The following is a 12,781-nucleotide window of genomic DNA, read 5'->3' on the forward strand; positions in this document are numbered from 1 at the left end:
AACCGGTGGCCGAGAATGTGCCACAAAATGCGGGGAAAATACATGCCGACGAAAGGCGCGGTGGTTCGGGCAGAGATCTATGCCAATGTTCCGGTCGGAGGGCTGCCATGTTTGAAGCCGTAATTTTGCTATGCGCGCAGGTTGCGACAGAGCCTTGCAGAGAACAACTTTTGCCGGGTTACGAAGCCCGATCCCAGGCTGAATGCGAGCAGAAGCTGAAATCAACTCCTCCGCCGCTGTCAGATTGGCGCAGCGGTGCGCCCTATTGTCAACCCATTGGCCAGGCTCTGGAATTTGAAGAAGCTGCGCCGGGTCTGTTCGTGCATCGCGGTTTGATAGCGGAACCCGACGCGGACAATCTGGGCGACGTGTCCAACATCGGGTTCGTCATCGGTCAGGACAGTGTCGCGGTGATTGATACGGGAACAGCACCATGGATAGGCGAGGCTGTCTGGCGGGCCATTCGGGCCGAGACGGACAAGCCGGTCAGTCACGTAATTTTGACTCACATGCATCCCGATCACACATTGGGCACAGAGCCTTTGGCCCTTTCAGGTGCGCAGGTTGTCGGCCATGTGGGGCTGGAGCGAGCGTTGCTGGACCGGTTGGGCAACTATGTCGAAAGCCTGAGCGCCGCGATCGGCGAAAGCGCCTATGTGGGCGTCGGGCCGATTTCCGTCGACATCGCCGTCGAAACCACGCACGAGATTGATCTGGGTGGGCGCAAACTGATCCTGCGGGCCTGGCCGCGGGCACATACCGGGAATGACTTGACCGTCATGGATGCAAACACCGGCGTCATGTTCACCGGCGATCTTGTATTTCACCGGCACACCCCGGCATTGGATGGTCAACTGATCGGCTGGCAACGCGTCTTGAAACAGATGACCGGGCTTGAGGTCACCCAAATCGTGCCGGGCCATGGTGGGCCGATCCTGGCGTGGCCTGAAGGGGCCGAGGATATGATGCGCTATTTGAACGTACTGGAAAGCGACACGCGCGAAGCAATCGACAGTGGTCAGCGGTTGGGGGATGCGGTTGAAACGATCGCTCAGGAAGAAGCGGTGCACTGGGACTTGTTTGACGCCTACAACCCGCGCAATGCAACGGTCGCATTCACCGAACTTGAATGGGAATAGCCCGGTCAGCGAATGGCCCGATCCAGGTTTTTCGCTTCGTTCAGATTGGCCTGATCTGCGCCCTGAACATCAGTCAGCCGCGTTGCCGTCAAATCGGCATTCGTAAAATCGGCACCGGACAAAGTGGCCCCTGTCAGGTCCGCCCCGCCCAATGTTGCCATCGACAAATCGGCATTGGTGAAATTGGCGTTGGGCAATTTGGCAAATTCCAGATCGGCGCGGGACATTTGCGCATCAGTGAAATCCACGTCCGATCCACGAGCCGAGGACAGAACGCCGCGCATAAGCCCCATGGATTGGTTGCGCATGTCGGCCGAAAAATCCGCCCCTTTGAATACTGCCCGGTTCAGATTGGCCTTGGTAAAGTCGGCGGCTGTTCTGGCGTTTGTGAAATCCGTATCGCTCAGATCGGCCCGGCTGAGCTGAGTCTGGAACAGCTCGGCCCCGACAAGAGATGCGCCTGAAAGGTTGGCACCGATCATCCAGGATTGGCTGAGAATCGCGCCGTCCAGAGTGGATCCCGACAAATTGGTGCCGTTCAATGATGTCGCTCGCAGGATCGCGTTGCTGAAATCCAACCCGGACAAGTCGAGATTGTTCAGCCAAACCCTGGTGAAATCGGCAGGGGCGTCGGCCGTGGCAGCCGCAAGTCGGGCCACGACATCGGCGCGGGTCATTTGCGCTTGGGTCATTTTGGGCAGGGTCATGTCAACGCCGCTGAGTGGGGACTGGCCCAGGGCCGAGAGGGGCGACAGCGTCAGAAAGATGATCAATACGTGTTTCATGTGTCCCTCCTTCCTCCGCCGGCGCTGCGTCAACCCTGGTCTGAGGTCAATTGTTGCAGCATTTGCGAAATCGCGAACAGGCGCCGCTCGATGATTTGCGGCGTTTCACACAGATAGGTGATCGAGCGTTGACGGTCAGAATAGATAAGCTGATCCCAATCCAGCTGCTCTTCCAGGGCGTCAACGCGGTCATAGTCGGGCGGGTCGGAAGACAGGGCTTGGTCCATTTCCACCCTGGCCAGATCAATCTTTTCGGCCAGATCGATCTGCTTGAGCGAAAACTCTCCGATCCCCGCGATGATGTGCTTGCGCCTTTTGGACAAGGTGTCAAAGACGCGCTGGAACACCTGACCCAGAATATCCGGATCCCCGTTGTACCGCGCGGTAAACTCTGCAACCTGGGGCCGAAGGTCTTCCAGTTCGATCCGCCTCAGGGCCAACAGCCCGGCGATTTCGTCGATGTCGGTACTGTTTTCAGCGGTTTCGCCGTCAACAACCTGATACGGCCACATGAGGCCCAGCGACAGGTCCTCGACCTTGCGCTGAATGCACGGCCATGTTGGATCGGAGAAATCCGCAGCCAAGCCAGGGCCAGCCGCACCCAGACAGGCCAGCGCCAAAACAATCAGCTTGCCGTTTGACATCACAGCTTTCCTCCACGCGGACATCATGCATGAAATGTGCGCGCGAAGTCCATTCAACCCAATACACACCATTGTCTTAATTGTTTGCACGTGGTGCTCGCCCCCATACTCGACCCAAGCTGCCGGACTGCGGTTGATTCCGGTGCCATGGGAGGACAGACGGAGATGAGAACACGCGCGGCGGTTGCTGTGGCGGCAGGCCAACCTCTGGAAATCATGGAGGTTGAGCTGGATGGCCCGAAAGCAGGTGAAGTCCTGATCGAGGTCAAGGCGACCGGTCTATGTCATACGGATGAGTTTACCCGTTCCGGAGATGACCCCGAAGGGATTTTCCCTGCAATTCTGGGCCATGAAGGTGCCGGGGTTGTTCTGGAGGTCGGGGACGGCGTTACCAGCCTTGCCGTCGGGGATCACGTGATCCCGCTGTACACACCCGAGTGCCGCGAATGCGAATATTGCCTGAACCCCAAGACGAACCTGTGTCAGAAAGTGCGGGCGACTCAGGGTGCCGGTCTGTTGCCGGATGGAACGACGCGGTTCAGCATGTTGGATGGCACACCGATCCACCACTACATGGGCTGTTCGACTTTTGCCAATCACACCGTTGTGCCCGAGATAGCGTTGGCCAAGGTGCGCAAGGATGCGCCGTTTGACAAGATTTGTTACATCGGCTGCGGCGTGACCACCGGCATAGGGGCCGTCATCAACACCGCCAAGGTCGAAATTGGGTCGCGCTGCGTGGTCTTTGGTCTGGGTGGAATTGGCCTGAACGTCATTCAGGGCTGTCGCATGGCGGGCTGTGATCAGATCGTTGGTGTCGACCTGAACGACGGCAAGGCCGAAATGGCGACTCATTTCGGTATGACCGATTTCGTGAACCCCTCGAACGTCAGTGGTGATATCGTGGCGCATCTGGTCGAACTGACCGGCGGCGGTGCGGATTATACCTTTGATGCGACCGGCAATGTCGGCGTGATGCGGACCGCTTTGGAATGCGCACACAAAGGTTGGGGTGAAAGCATCATCATCGGTGTGGCACCCGCTGGCGCCGAGATTTCGACGCGTCCGTTCCAGCTGGTCACCGGCCGGTCATGGCGCGGAACCGCGTTCGGCGGTGCCAAGGGCCGGACGGATGTTCCGAAGATCGTGGATTGGTACATGGCCGGGAAGATCGAGATCGACCCCATGATCACGCACAAGCTGACGCTTGATGAAATCAACCACGGCTTTGACCTGATGCACCAGGGTAAGTCGATCCGCGCGGTCGTGGAGTACTGACATGGGTTTGAAAGTTATCTCGCAAAACCGCAGTTTCGGAGGGGAACAGACCGTGTACTCCCACTCGTCCGAGACCTGTGATTGCGAGATGACCTTTGCCGTCTACCTGCCGCCTCAGGCCAAATCCGGCCCGGTGCCGGTGTTGTGGTACTTGTCCGGCCTGACCTGCACCCATGAAAACGCGATGACCAAAGGCGGATTTCAGGAGGCGGCTGCGGACTACGGTGTCGCGGTTGTATTTCCCGATACGTCCCCGCGTGGCGACAATGTTGCCGATGATGACGCCTATGACTTGGGGCAGGGGGCCGGGTTTTACGTGAACGCCACCCGGGACCCGTGGCGGGCCCATTTCAGGATGTATGACTACATCGTCGACGAACTGCGCGACATAGTACTGAAGAATTTCCCCGTGCAGGATCGCCACGGAATCACGGGCCATTCCATGGGTGGACATGGTGCGATTACGATCGCGATACGCAACGCCGACAAATTCGGGTCTCTTTCGGCATTTGCGCCGATTGCGCACCCGACGCGGTCGGATTGGGGCCGTAAACAGCTCAGCAGCTATCTGGGTGATGACGAAAACACCTGGGTCGCGCATGACGCCACCCTGCTGCTGGAAGAGCACGGCTGGAAAGGTGACCTGCTGATCGATCAGGGCGCGGATGATCAGTTCCTTGATCTGCTCAAACCCGAAGCTCTGGCCAACATGATGGCCAAGCGCCGCCAGCCCGGACAGATCAGAATCCAGGAGGGGTATGACCATTCGTATTTCTTCGTGAACAGTTTTGCGCGCGACCATGTCGAATGGCACGCGGAACGTCTCAGCCAATGAAAATAACAAGGAAAGATTGATAGTGATCAGAACGGTATTCGCAGCAACCTGCCTCATGCTTTCCCCCGCCTTCGCAAGTGCCGATGGCGACCCCGAAGCGGGTGAGAAGGTCTTTCGCAAGTGCAAGGCCTGCCATGCGGTGGGCGAGGGGGCTGAAAACAAGGTGGGGCCGATGCTGAACGGCATTGTTGGACGTCAGGCCGCAACCGTCGAAGGGTTTGGCTATTCACCGGTGTTGATTTCGCTGTCCGAAGAAGGGCTGGTTTGGACACCTGAAGAACTGGACGCGTTTCTGACGAAACCGCGCGACTATGCGAAGGGGATCAAGATGACCTTCGCCGGGCTGCGAAAAGAGGACGATCGGGCCAACATCATCGCATATCTTGCGACCTTTGAGGACAACGGGTCGTAGGAGATCGCATTGCTCTCCCACCTAAGCGACCGGAAAACCGTCGGTCGGGGCGAGCATCAACAGACACCGTAATCCGACCTGGGTGAGGTGTTGCAATGCAGAGAGAGAGATCGCTGCACGAAAGGGAGGAGATTGAATGAAAAATCTATCGCTTTGGACCTCCGGGATTGCCATTGCACTGGCCACCACGGCCTATGCAAATGACGACCTGGTTGCCCAGATGGAGAACGCAAAACAATGGGCGATCCAGACGGGTGACTACAAAAATCAGCGCTATTCCGAACTGGATCAGATCAACGCAGACAATGTAGGTGATCTGCAAGTGGCCTGGACCTTCTCGACCGGTGTTCTGCGCGGGCACGAGGGTTCACCGCTAGTGATTGGTGACATGATGTATGTCCACACGCCGTTCCCGAACATTGTCTATGCTCTGGATCTGGCAAATGAGGGCAAAATCGTCTGGAAGTATGAACCCAAGCAGGACCCGGACGTGATTCCGGTCATGTGCTGCGACACGGTGAACCGCGGTGTGGCTTATGCGGATGGCAAGATCTTCCTGCATCAGGCCGACACCAAGGTTGTGGCGCTTGATGCCAAGTCCGGGGATGTCGTCTGGGAAGTTCAGAATGGTGACCCGGCGATTGGCGAAACCAACACAGCCACGGTGTTGCCTATCAAGGACAAGGTCATTGTCGGTATCTCGGGTGGCGAATTCGGTGTGCGCGGGTCGGTTACGGCCTATGACATGAACTCGGGCGAGCTGGTCTGGCGGGCCTATTCCATGGGGCCGGATTCGGACATTCTTGTTGATCCGGAAAAGACCACCCATCTGGGTAAGCCGGTTGGCGCGGACTCGGGTACAAACACCTGGGAAGGCGATCAGTGGAAGATCGGCGGCGGCACCACATGGGGCTGGTATTCCGCGGATCTGGACGAGAACCTGATGTACTATGGCACCGGGAACCCGTCGACCTGGAACCCGGCGCAGCGCCCGGGCGACAACCGCTGGTCCATGACCATCATGGCGCGTGATATCGACACCGGCGTGGCAAGATGGTTCTACCAGATGACGCCGCATGATGAATGGGACTATGACGGCATCAATGAAATGATCCTTACGGAACAGGAAATTGATGGCGAGCAGCGCAAACTGCTGACCCATTTCGACCGCAACGGTCTTGGTTACACCATGGACCGCGTGACGGGCGAGCTGCTGGTGGCCGAAAAATTCGACCCGGTTGTGAACTGGACAACTGGCGTCGACATGGATCCCAACAGCGAAACCTATGGCCGCCCGGCCGTGGTTGCGCAGTATTCGACGGAACAGAACGGCGAGGACGTGAACTCGACCGGTATCTGCCCGGCGGCTTTGGGCACCAAGGACCAACAGCCTGCGGCCTATTCGCCGAAGACTCAGTTGATGTATGTGCCAACCAACCATGTCTGCATGGATTATGAGCCGTTCCGCGTGTCCTATACCGCTGGTCAGCCCTATGTGGGTGCAACTCTGGCGATGTATCCGGCACCCGACAGCCATGGTGGCATGGGCAACTTCATTGCCTGGGACAACACTGATGGAAGCATCAAGTGGTCACTGCCCGAGCAGTTCTCGGTCTGGTCCGGTGCGCTGGCGACAGCGGGTGACGTTGTCTTCTATGGAACGCTCGAAGGGTATCTGAAGGCGGTTCATGCTGAAACAGGGGAAGAACTGTACAAGTTCAAAACGCCCTCTGGCATCATCGGCAACGTGATGACGTACGAGCAAGGTGGCAAGCAGTATATCGGCATTCTGTCCGGTGTCGGTGGTTGGGCCGGTATCGGTCTGGCGGCTGGTTTGACCAACCCGAATGACGGTCTGGGCGCCGTGGGTGGCTATGCCGCACTCAGCGACTATACCGCGCTGGGCGGTCAGCTGACCGTGTTCGCATTGCCGAACTAAGCCAAAGATCCGGCCGGCGCGGTTCAATCGGACTGCGCCGGTTTTCACTTGAAAAGAAACGAGCGTTCCATGAACCATTCTGTACGTCTTCTGGCATCAATTATTGCATCTTGCCTTCCTGTTGCCGCGATTGCCGACAATCTGGCAGTCGCGTATTCCGAAGATGGACGGTATTACACCGAAGACGATATCCCGACATTCAACGTGGCCGAGGATGGAACCGTAGACTGGATGACATTTTCGGGCTTCCGGCGCTATCACGCGGAATGCCATGTCTGTCACGGCCCGGATGGCGAGGGCTCGACCTATGCGCCGGCTCTGAAAGAGTCTGCGCTGGAAATGGATTATTACGACTTCGTTGATGTCGTCACCAATGGCCGCCAGGTGGTGAACGCCGCTGAAAACTCGGTAATGCCGGGATTTGGCGACAACCCGAATGTGATGTGCTTTCTGGATGACATCTATGTATACTTGAAGGCTCATGGGTCGGGTGCGATCCCGCGTGGCCGCCCGCCCAAGAAAGAGGCGAAATCTGACGTTATCCGCGAGGATGAAGATGCGTGTATGGGCTAAGGCCTGCCTGCCGGTTTTCGGACTTTGCGTCTGGCTTTGTCAGGCAGTGCCCGTGTCGGCGCAGACTTCTGACCTGGTTTCAAGAACGGCTTTTCGCGTCTGTGCGGATCCGGCCAACAATCCCATGTCATCCGAGGACGGATCGGGATTTGAAAACAAACTGGCCGAATTGATTGCCGCAAAGCTGGAACTGCCCGTGCAATATGTCTGGTTTCCGCAGGCGACGGGCTTCATACGGAATACGCTGGCCGCCAAACGATGCGATGTGGTGATCGGCTATGCGCAAGGTCATGAGCTGGTGCAGAACACCAACCACTACTATACGTCCGCCTATGCGCTGATCGTGCCGATGGACAGTGATCTGGCCCGGGTGGACATGTTGAACGATCCGATGCTCAAGGGGAAACGGATCGGGATCGTGGCGGGTACACCGCCTGCGGCTCATATGGCGCGGAACGGGCTGATCGGGCAAGCCAAGCCTTATAACCTGTTCGTTGACCGACGTGTGGAAAGCCCGGCCATCGACATGCTGGATGATCTGCAATCGGGTGAGATCGATGCGGCCATTCTCTGGGGTCCGCTGGGCGGACCGTTGGTCACGGCAGACTATCCTGATTTCAAGGTGATCCCGCTGGTCAAGGAAGAGCTGCCGCCGCGTCTGTTTTACCGCATCACCATGGGCGTGCGTCAGGGTGAGAAGGTTTGGCAGCGGCAGTTGAACTCGCTGATCCGCCGCAATCAGGATGAGATCAATGCTGTATTGGCCGAGGCAGGCGTTCCACTTGTGAATGATCTGGGGACCGAGGTTCTGGACCTGTCGCAATGATGCGGGCAGCGGTGGCAATTGCGTTGATCTCGACTGCCGCAACAGCGCAGACAGTACCCGAACCAAGTGATTATCGCATGGATCACTACCGCGCGCCGGTGCCGGATCAGATAACCGGCGGGACGGTCATCGGCCCGGAAGAGGCATACGGCCTGTGGCAGGAACAAAGCGTCGCGTTCATCGACGTTTTGCCGCAGCCGCCCAAACCCGCCAATCTGCCTGAAGGCACGATCTGGCGCGACAAGCCGCGTGACAGCATTCCGGGATCACTCTGGTTGCCAAATGTCGGCTATGGCGCAATTGCCGATGTTACGGCAGACTATTTTCGAACCGGTCTAGAGGCCAGCACCAATGGCGATATCAACCACGGTGTCGTGTTCTTTTGCCTGGAAGATTGCTGGATGAGTTGGAATGCCGCCCGACGCGCAATCGAATGGGGATACACCAAAGTCTACTGGTTTCCGGAAGGCACCGACGGCTGGGCCTTGTGGGGCTATCCACTGGAACGGGTAAAGCCAGCCCCGGGCCAACCCGTTGCCGGAGGCGGGTGATCTAAAAACCCGCCAGTTTTTTGTGTAAATGACTGACCGTACCGTCCGTATCCGTCATGGTCACATCGACCGCTTGCGCCCTGCTTGGAACGGAAATGCCAACCCTTGGATTTTCGGACAGAGAAATCGAGCCCGTCATCTGGACATACCCGGCGCCATCAAGATCGATATCCACGGTCTCTACATATCGCATCGGGATGAACAGCAGGGAAATCTGATCCATCTGCATTCCGGAATGCGACGGATGATCAATGTTCAGATCCATCTTGTTGGCCCGGCCCGCACCCAGGTTTGACAATCGTGTCCGCGTGTTCAGCGCAGGGACGCGACCCACCAGTTCGGCCTCCATCGTGCCAAGGTTTGCCAACGCCAGTTCCGGATCAGTTCCGGGAGGTGCCGCGCAGGCGCCAAGACCCGAGGTTTTGACGAAAGTTTCTGAAACCCAAAGGCGGCCATCCGTGGTTTCGGCGATGACATGCATCGGCGTCGGGCCGTTCACGCGCATGGTCACGTCGAAGTAGAAACTCGGCAATGGTTCTTCCAACTCGAACACGGCAGAAACCGGCATCGGGTTTTCGTCCAGCACCAAAGTCACCTTGGCCACTTTCGTCCCCCGAGGGGCCGCAATCTGAGCCGCCAGTTGAGCCCGCGCATCGTCGGGCGTGCGATAGGGGGCATCAATCGCGATGAACGCATCTCCGTTTTGCATCGGTCGGTCGCCATACAACATCGCTCGGACATTTTCCCATGCCTCGTTGGATGCCCAAACCGGAGCCGCCAGCACACAGAACAGGACTGCAATCAGATGAGAAACTTTCATGGTCGTCCTCCTTGCAGGAACCTGCCAAAGGCACGGGGCCCATCACAGGTTTCCATTGTTTCTAACACCGACAGTGCCTGCGGGTCCACGATGCTGACGGTGTTGTCGAACCAGTTTGCGATGACCAGAAGATCTTCGCCCGCCGTCGCATCAATGCCTTCGGGGTATTCTCCAACATCAATCACGGCCTCATGTTCGAGCGTCTCCAGAGATATGACGCTTAGCGTATTGGCATATTGGTTCGTGACGAACGCCCGGCCGTGGGCGAAGGCGATGCCGTAAGGGCGTTCCCCGACCGGGACCGTTGCGAGAACGGAGCCGGTTTCCGCATCGACCAAGCTGACATCATTGCTGCCGACATTGCCGACGAACAGACGCCCATCCGGGTCAAAACGCAGCCCGAAGGGGCGTGATCCAACCGGGCTGCGGTGCAGAGGCTGAAGAGTGTCGGCATCGAAAACCGACACCTGGTCCGCGTCCTTGTCGGCCGACGCCAGAAAACGCCCGTCTTTTGATATCGCAATACCCGCCGGGGCGGCTCCGGTGGGCAACTCGGATTGAACTTTCAGAGTTTCACTGTCCAGCACCCACAGTCGGGCGTTGTACCAGTCCGAGACGAAAACCCGCCCGCGATCCTGATCCAGAGCGATTCCAATCGGCCCCCCTTCAAGCGTGACTTGCGCGACCGTTTCACCGGTCTCGGCAGACAAACGCCTGACCATCTTGCTGTCCGGGGATACGGTGAACAGCGTTTCATCCAGACCAACCGCCACACCCGCAGGCTTGCCAGGTAGTGGCCAGCGGGCCGTTTCCTGCATCCGTGCAAGATCCATCCGGCTTAGTTCCTCACCGTTCTGACAGGTGATGAATGCTGTCTGTGCCAGTGTCGGGCTGCCAGAGAGCGCCAAAAACAAAATCAGCGGGTGGCTAACTTGCCGCACCGAACCGCTCGATCAACGCGTCGAGACCCGCCTGATAGACGCCGGTCACGGCGGCAATGGCGGCTTCGTCATTCAACTCGGCCGGAGGATCGTTGTTTGGATACCCGCGATAGAAGGCACCGCGCCATTCGATGATCGAACCACCTCCGTCGCGCGGTTTTACCGTCAGATGCGACGAATAGTTGGTGACTGGCAGCACCTCTACCGCGACCTCGGTGATCCGGTAGGAGTAGCTCATTTTTTCTGCGCTGTACTTGTACAGAATTTCATTGATCGTCGGCCCGCCTTCCTGGCCAAGTGTCAGCAATCGGGTCGCATCAATCTTATTGCCGCCGTTTCCTTCGGTCGCAAACACAGCCGGATGCCACGACATGTCATCAAAGTTCCCGACAACGGCCCAGACTTCCTCTGGTGAGGCTGCGACCTCGGCAGTCAGCGTGACTTTCTGCCGGGTCGGCCCGTGGGCCCAAACCAGACCCGGAACCAGCAGAGCGGTGGTTGCGGCAAGAAGAAATCGTCGATACATTCCATGTCCTCCCTGAATGCGCAAAGCGTTGGCACACGCTGCGCGCTCGCGGCGTTTCTTCTGTCAGACCTGACATGCGAGCGCACGTCGCTGGTCACCCGCAACACCCTATGAAAAATCGGCGGGTGTCGCGGGAAACCGCAGCAAGATCAACCGTATACGCGCATTCTTATAAAATAAGAATCGAGCTCAATGATGAAGCTGATAGGCTTTGTTTTACAACACGGCCAAAAGTATCGGTTCCGTTTTTCGGGGCGCTATGCCCCGGATGTTTCAACCTGAACTCTGACTTTCAGGCAACGGGAGGACATCTTGAATATTCGCCTGCTGCCGCTGCTTGCGGCGCTTCTTTGGTGTACATCCGCGATGACAGCGGCGGCGCTCGATGTAAAGGCTGCGGTGCTGCGGATCGACTATCCGTCGCTTCTGCCGATCTCGCGTTATGATCTGAAACCGGACGATCTGGGGTTTGCTGGTGCCGCGCTTGGGGATGAGGATAACGGAACCACGGGCGGATTTCTGGGACATACCTATGAGACCATCACGATGGCCGCTCCGCCGGAAGAGGCTGACGCCGCAATGGACCGGATCCTTGCCGGAGGCGTGCGCCTGATCGTCCTTTTGGCCAAGGCGCCGGACATGTTGCGCCTGACGGACAAGGCGGCAGAGTCCGGGGCGCTTGTCTTCAACGTGTCCGCGCCTGATGTCGATCTTCGCGACGCAAACTGCCGGGGCAACCTGCTTCATATCGCCCCGTCCCGCGCCATGAAGGCCGATGCGGTTGCACAGTTTGCCGTCTGGAAGAAATGGCGCGATTGGTTCCTGTTGGCGGGATCCAACCCCGAGGATGTCCAGCTTGCGGACGCGTATCGCCGCGCAGCCAACAAGTTCGGCGCGAAGATTGCAGAAGATCGAACCTTTGCGGATACCGGGGGATCTCGTAGAACGGATTCCGGTCATGTTCTTGTTCAGCGCCAATTGCCATTGGACACGCAGGATGCGCGAGACCATGACGTTGTGATTGCCGCGGACGAAACCGATTATTTCGCGCGCTATCTGTCCTATCACCTTTGGACCCCGCGCCCCGTGATGGGGTCAGGCGGCTTGCGCCCAACGACGTTTCACGGCGCGCATGAGGCATGGGGCGCGACCCAGTTCCAGACCCGTTTCGAGGATCTGACAGGGCGCTATGTCCGCCCCGAAGACTACAACACCTGGCTTGCACTGCGCGTGATCGGCGAGGCCGTGACCCGTGCCAGTACGGCAGAGCCCGAAGGTGTTCGGGATTATGCTCTGTCGGACGAGTTTGAGCTGGCCGCATTCAAAGGACAGAAAGTGACATTCCGCGATTGGAACGGGCAGTTGCGTCAGCCGATCCTTCTGTATGACGGGTCGATCACTGTCAGCGTCAGCCCGCAAGAGGGGTTTCTGCACCAGGTCTCACCGCTCGATACGATGGGATTGGATCGGGCGGAATCCAGCTGTCGCGCATTCGAGTAACCGGAGGTATTG

14 protein-coding genes are annotated in these 12,781 nt (G+C 58.1%); 9 read left to right on the forward strand and 5 right to left on the reverse strand.

What is annotated here, in order from left to right; translation table 11 throughout:
- Positions 1-107: 107 nt before the first annotated feature.
- Entirely contained in the window at positions 108-1,139 is a 1,032-nt protein-coding gene (locus GOW31_RS11470; protein WP_171170147.1) for a quinoprotein relay system zinc metallohydrolase 2, read from the forward strand.
- A 5-nt stretch (positions 1,140-1,144) separates the two neighbouring features.
- Here the strand turns inward: GOW31_RS11470 and GOW31_RS11475 are convergent, their stop codons facing one another.
- Both GOW31_RS11475 and GOW31_RS11480 read right to left on the reverse strand, forming a co-directional pair.
- Positions 1,145-1,924, reverse strand: coding sequence for a pentapeptide repeat-containing protein (locus GOW31_RS11475; RefSeq protein WP_171170149.1), 780 nt, complete (start codon positions 1,922-1,924; stop codon positions 1,145-1,147).
- Positions 1,925-1,953: 29 nt separating this feature from the next.
- On the reverse strand, positions 1,954-2,568 hold the full coding sequence (locus tag GOW31_RS11480) for a hypothetical protein (protein ID WP_171170151.1): 615 nt from the start codon (positions 2,566-2,568) through the stop codon (positions 1,954-1,956).
- A gap of 165 nt (positions 2,569-2,733) precedes the next feature.
- On the opposite strand from GOW31_RS11480, the gene GOW31_RS11485 reads away from it, so the two are divergent.
- The 7 genes from GOW31_RS11485 (at position 2,734) to GOW31_RS11515 (ending at position 8,982) form a co-directional block, all read left to right on the forward strand.
- Positions 2,734-3,846 carry an S-(hydroxymethyl)glutathione dehydrogenase/class III alcohol dehydrogenase gene (locus GOW31_RS11485; RefSeq protein WP_171170153.1) on the forward strand — a complete coding sequence of 371 codons (1,113 nt, stop codon included), beginning with the start codon at positions 2,734-2,736 and terminating at the stop codon, positions 3,844-3,846.
- A gap of 1 nt (position 3,847) precedes the next feature.
- Positions 3,848-4,681, forward strand: a complete 834-nt coding sequence (gene fghA, locus GOW31_RS11490) for an S-formylglutathione hydrolase (RefSeq protein ID WP_216601148.1) — start codon at positions 3,848-3,850, stop codon at positions 4,679-4,681.
- A gap of 55 nt (positions 4,682-4,736) precedes the next feature.
- Positions 4,737-5,093 (forward strand): cytochrome c family protein, encoded by a 357-nt coding sequence (locus tag GOW31_RS11495; protein ID WP_171170155.1) that lies wholly within the window; start codon positions 4,737-4,739, stop codon positions 5,091-5,093.
- Positions 5,094-5,229: 136 nt separating this feature from the next.
- Entirely contained in the window at positions 5,230-7,032 is a 1,803-nt protein-coding gene (gene xoxF5 / locus GOW31_RS11500; protein WP_171170157.1) for a lanthanide-dependent methanol dehydrogenase XoxF5, read from the forward strand.
- A 69-nt stretch (positions 7,033-7,101) separates the two neighbouring features.
- On the forward strand, positions 7,102-7,605 hold the full coding sequence (locus GOW31_RS11505) for a c-type cytochrome, methanol metabolism-related (protein WP_171170159.1): 504 nt from the start codon (positions 7,102-7,104) through the stop codon (positions 7,603-7,605).
- The gene (locus GOW31_RS11510) at positions 7,589-8,431 is read left to right on the forward strand and encodes a substrate-binding domain-containing protein (protein ID WP_371813750.1); all 843 of its coding nucleotides are present in this window, start codon (positions 7,589-7,591) and stop codon (positions 8,429-8,431) included. Before GOW31_RS11505 ends, GOW31_RS11510 begins: the two co-directional genes overlap by 17 nt.
- Entirely contained in the window at positions 8,428-8,982 is a 555-nt protein-coding gene (locus tag GOW31_RS11515; protein ID WP_171170163.1) for a PQQ-dependent catabolism-associated CXXCW motif protein, read from the forward strand. Before GOW31_RS11510 ends, GOW31_RS11515 begins: the two co-directional genes overlap by 4 nt.
- 1 nt (position 8,983) lies before the next feature.
- Here GOW31_RS11515 and GOW31_RS11520 read toward each other — a convergent pair whose 3' ends face one another.
- The 3 genes from GOW31_RS11520 to GOW31_RS11530 are packed head-to-tail and all read right to left on the reverse strand — an operon-like array spanning position 8,984 to position 11,269.
- The gene (locus tag GOW31_RS11520; protein ID WP_171170165.1) at positions 8,984-9,802 is read right to left on the reverse strand and encodes a quinoprotein dehydrogenase-associated SoxYZ-like carrier; all 819 of its coding nucleotides are present in this window, start codon (positions 9,800-9,802) and stop codon (positions 8,984-8,986) included.
- Entirely contained in the window at positions 9,799-10,743 is a 945-nt protein-coding gene (locus GOW31_RS11525) for a YncE family protein (RefSeq protein WP_171170167.1), read from the reverse strand. Before GOW31_RS11525 ends, GOW31_RS11520 begins: the two co-directional genes overlap by 4 nt.
- Positions 10,730-11,269 (reverse strand): SRPBCC family protein, encoded by a 540-nt coding sequence (locus GOW31_RS11530; RefSeq protein ID WP_171170169.1) that lies wholly within the window; start codon positions 11,267-11,269, stop codon positions 10,730-10,732. The genes GOW31_RS11525 and GOW31_RS11530 overlap by 14 nt, the downstream gene beginning before the upstream one ends.
- Positions 11,270-11,635: 366 nt before the next feature.
- Here GOW31_RS11530 and GOW31_RS11535 point away from each other — a divergent pair, with 366 nt between their 5' ends.
- Positions 11,636-12,769 (forward strand): ABC transporter substrate-binding protein, encoded by a 1,134-nt coding sequence (locus GOW31_RS11535; RefSeq protein ID WP_171170306.1) that lies wholly within the window; start codon positions 11,636-11,638, stop codon positions 12,767-12,769.
- Positions 12,770-12,781 lie beyond the last annotated feature (12 nt).

It is taken from the genome of Ruegeria sp. HKCCA0370 (assembly GCF_013033705.1).
GTDB lineage: Bacteria > Pseudomonadota > Alphaproteobacteria > Rhodobacterales > Rhodobacteraceae > Ruegeria.

What these genes read in the sequence shown, in the direction of transcription:
- GOW31_RS11470 (WP_171170147.1), top strand. Translation starts at nt 108, where the DNA reads ATGTTTGAAGCCGTAATTTTGCTATGCGCGCAGGTTGCGACAGAGCCT.
- GOW31_RS11475 (WP_171170149.1), bottom strand. Translation starts at nt 1,924, where the DNA reads ATGAAACACGTATTGATCATCTTTCTGACGCTGTCGCCCCTCTCGGCC.
- GOW31_RS11480 (WP_171170151.1), bottom strand. Translation starts at nt 2,568, where the DNA reads ATGTCAAACGGCAAGCTGATTGTTTTGGCGCTGGCCTGTCTGGGTGCG.
- GOW31_RS11485 (WP_171170153.1), top strand. Translation starts at nt 2,734, where the DNA reads ATGAGAACACGCGCGGCGGTTGCTGTGGCGGCAGGCCAACCTCTGGAA.
- fghA (WP_216601148.1), top strand. Translation starts at nt 3,848, where the DNA reads ATGGGTTTGAAAGTTATCTCGCAAAACCGCAGTTTCGGAGGGGAACAG.
- GOW31_RS11495 (WP_171170155.1), top strand. Translation starts at nt 4,737, where the DNA reads ATGCTTTCCCCCGCCTTCGCAAGTGCCGATGGCGACCCCGAAGCGGGT.
- xoxF5 (WP_171170157.1), top strand. Translation starts at nt 5,230, where the DNA reads ATGAAAAATCTATCGCTTTGGACCTCCGGGATTGCCATTGCACTGGCC.
- GOW31_RS11505 (WP_171170159.1), top strand. Translation starts at nt 7,102, where the DNA reads ATGAACCATTCTGTACGTCTTCTGGCATCAATTATTGCATCTTGCCTT.
- GOW31_RS11510 (WP_371813750.1), top strand. Translation starts at nt 7,589, where the DNA reads ATGCGTGTATGGGCTAAGGCCTGCCTGCCGGTTTTCGGACTTTGCGTC.
- GOW31_RS11515 (WP_171170163.1), top strand. Translation starts at nt 8,428, where the DNA reads ATGATGCGGGCAGCGGTGGCAATTGCGTTGATCTCGACTGCCGCAACA.
- GOW31_RS11520 (WP_171170165.1), bottom strand. Translation starts at nt 9,802, where the DNA reads ATGAAAGTTTCTCATCTGATTGCAGTCCTGTTCTGTGTGCTGGCGGCT.
- GOW31_RS11530 (WP_171170169.1), bottom strand. Translation starts at nt 11,269, where the DNA reads ATGTATCGACGATTTCTTCTTGCCGCAACCACCGCTCTGCTGGTTCCG.
- GOW31_RS11535 (WP_171170306.1), top strand. Translation starts at nt 11,636, where the DNA reads ATGACAGCGGCGGCGCTCGATGTAAAGGCTGCGGTGCTGCGGATCGAC.